Here is a 2,702-nt window from a genome sequence, read left to right on the forward strand (position 1 = left end):
CCCCGGGGGGGGGGGGGGGGGGCCGCGGGCACGGGGATTTCATGGCGCACCCCCACGGACAGCAGCGGGCCAGGGGAGGCGTGGGATGGGTGCAGGGAACACAGTGAAGGTCATGTGCGACCGGAAGGGCTGGCGGGTGGAGGTGGCCCACGCGGCGGGGGTGCGGCGCTACCGCTATGGAAGCGAGGCGCAGGCGCGCTACTTCGCGGCGGTGTTCGAGCTGGGGCCGAGCGTGCTGCCCCCCAAGAACCATGCGCGGGGGCGGCAGGGGCCCCGCTTGGCTCTACCCAATGAGGCTTCTTTCGGAGAGGCTTGGCTGCATGAGTGATGCTCCCAAGCCCAGGCCCTTCATCCTTCCCAACCGGCAGCACGTCACCAAGGAGCCGGATCCGGGCGGCCGCTGGTCCGCGCAGTTCCCGGACATGATTGGCTACTCCAGCCAGGGGGGCGGCAAGGTGCCGGCCGACTTCGGATGGAACACCAACCCCAAGCAGTGGCAGGAGGAGCTGACGCCGCAGACGCTGGCGGAGCGCTTCGAGGAGCTGCGCGTGCTGCCTCCCAAGCAGGAAGCCCCCGCGCTGCCCGCGCCCGCGAAGCCCTGAGGCGTCCAGCCGTTCGCTTCCAGGGCCCGGAGGCCTCCGGGTCCTGTCGAGGCGCGGCGCCCTAGCTGAACGGCAGGCTGGCCAGCCGCTCGCGGAAGCGGGCGAGCAGGTCGCGCGCGCCGGCCTCGTCGAGCCCCGCCGCGGCCTCCTGGCGGCCCTTGCGCAGGAACGCGTCGAAGGGCGCCGAGCGGCCCGAGAGCGCGCCCGCCGCCGTCACCGCCTCCTCCAGGACGCGCGCCGCGCCCGGGGAGCCCAGCTCCAGGTGCATCTCCACCTGCTCCAGCCGGGCCCCGCTCGCGGCCCACACCGCGCGGTCGTGCACGGTGAGCCACGTGCGGGTCAGCTCCTCCATCGCCTCCTCCATCCGCGCGAGGAAGGGCTCCACCAGCCCGGGCAGCACCTCCGGGCCCAGCGCGGCCTGCGCGCCCGCCTCGCGCAGCCGGCCTCGCGCCGCGACGATCTCGCGCTTGATGGGCGTCTTCAGCGCCAGCGACGCGGGCAGGGTCACGAACGCGGCCAGGCTCTCCTCGGCCTGCCTCGCCAGCGCGGGCCGCTGGGCGTCCGTGGCCTTCGCGGCGCGCTCCAGGCGGCCTTGCAGCGAGCGGCGCAGGTCCGCCGCCGCGCCGCGCAGGGCGACGCGCGCGCCCATCTGGTTCGCGTAGCCGGGCACCACGTCCTCGCGGCGCACGTCCGCGAAGGCCGCGGCGGTGAGGTACACGAGGTCTCCGATGCGGTTGCGGAAGTCCGCGCGCGACGCGGCCAGCTCCGACATCAGCGTCCAGCGGTCGCTCACCACCTCCGGCCGGCGCATCTGCACGCCCAGCTCCTGCACGCGCCTGGACAGGCGCTCCGCGCTGGCGTGCAGCACGGCCTCCGCCTCCTGCGACAGGCGCTCGTCGGAGCTTGCGGGCGGCGGGGCCCAGCCGCCGTCATTCTTCGACGTGGCGGCGCGCGCGGGCGGCGGGAAGGCGTCGCGGATGGCGGCCACCAGCTTGTTCACGTCCGTCAGCGTCTCGCCGATGGCGGGCGCCATCGTCTCCCAGAGGGACAGGTCCGCGGCGTCGTCGGGCTCGGCGGTGGTGGGCTCGTACTTGACGATGCTCAGGTGTCCCAGCCGGTCGATGGCGACGGCGGCCGCCTGGTAGACCTTGCGCAGCCGCGCCGCGAAGTCGCGGTCCATCAAGGCTTCGAGCAGCGCATCCAGGCGGGGCGGCAGGGCATCCTGGGGAGGACGGTTCTTCGGCGCGACCATGGCGCGTCACCCTAGCTCAGCCCCCCATGGATACGTCATCAGGGGGAGGGATACGTCATCGGGGGGAGGTGGGGATCGGCCTCGTGCTTTCCGGCGTACAGTGAAAAGACGGGGAGAAAACGCATGACAGGTGGCATCCAGCGCCGGCGATGGGTGGCCGGGGGGCTCGGGCTGTTGCTTCTGGGGGGAGGGCTGGCCTTCATGGCCTCCGGGCGGTGTCTGTCCGCCTGGCTGTTCCAGGGCGTGGAGGCGCGGGAGTGTCCGGACGGCGAGCTCCGCCAGACGGTGAGCGTGTCCGCCGCCGGCCTCGCGCGCGGGGCCTCGACCTGGGTGAACGTCTGGGCGCAGGCGCACGGCGTGGACGAGCGGGGCCGCGCGTTCCAGGGCTCCGTCATCCGGGGCTCCGCGGCGCTGTTCCTGGTGGACGCGGCCGGCAAGGAGACGCCGCTGCCGCCGGACGCCAACGGCCACTGGAAGCGCGCCGACTCCGGCGCGCTGTTGGCGCCGGTGACGCTGCCGGAGGTCCCGGACGGCGACTACCAGCTGCGCGCGCGCGTCACCACGCCGCTGGGCACCGGCACGGTGGAGGCGCCGCTGCCCCTGTACGCGCCCGCGCGGGTGCGCGTGCTGACGGACCGGCCCCTCTACGAGCCCGGGCACCGGGTGCGCTTCCGCGCGGTGGCGCTGCGCGCGAAGGACCTGTCGCCGCTCGACGGACGGCCGGGGACGTGGACGGTGATGGACCCCTCCGGGGAGGTGGTGCTGGAGGAGCGCGCGCCCGCGGGCCCCTGGGGCGTGGTGGCGGGGGACTTCCCGTTGGACCGGGGCGCGGCCACGGGCACGTGGAC

4 protein-coding genes are annotated in these 2,702 nt (G+C 74.7%); 3 read left to right on the top strand and 1 reads right to left on the bottom strand.

Features of this window, described 5'->3' with window-relative positions; all coding sequences use genetic code 11:
• The first annotated feature begins 112 nt into the window (after nt 1-112).
• Both U8525_RS34190 and U8525_RS34195 read left to right on the top strand, forming a co-directional pair.
• Nucleotides 113-328 carry a hypothetical protein gene (locus U8525_RS34190; RefSeq protein WP_374270929.1) on the top strand — a complete coding sequence of 72 codons (216 nt, stop codon included), beginning with the start codon at nt 113-115 and terminating at the stop codon, nt 326-328.
• Entirely contained in the window at nt 321-602 is a 282-nt protein-coding gene (locus U8525_RS34195; RefSeq protein WP_374270930.1) for a hypothetical protein, read from the top strand. Before U8525_RS34190 ends, U8525_RS34195 begins: the two co-directional genes overlap by 8 nt.
• A 61-nt stretch (nt 603-663) precedes the next feature.
• On the opposite strand, the gene U8525_RS34200 is transcribed toward U8525_RS34195, so the two are convergent.
• Nucleotides 664-1,854, bottom strand: a complete 1,191-nt coding sequence (locus tag U8525_RS34200; protein WP_374270931.1) for a hypothetical protein — start codon at nt 1,852-1,854, stop codon at nt 664-666.
• Nucleotides 1,855-1,977: 123 nt separating this feature from the next.
• Between U8525_RS34200 and U8525_RS34205 the strand changes: the two genes are divergently transcribed.
• On the top strand, nt 1,978-2,702 hold a 725-nt coding region (locus U8525_RS34205; RefSeq protein WP_374270932.1), incomplete at its 3' end, for an MG2 domain-containing protein.

The sequence above is a fragment of the Corallococcus sp. RDP092CA genome, from assembly GCF_041903675.1.
Taxonomy (GTDB): Bacteria; Myxococcota; Myxococcia; order Myxococcales; family Myxococcaceae; genus Corallococcus.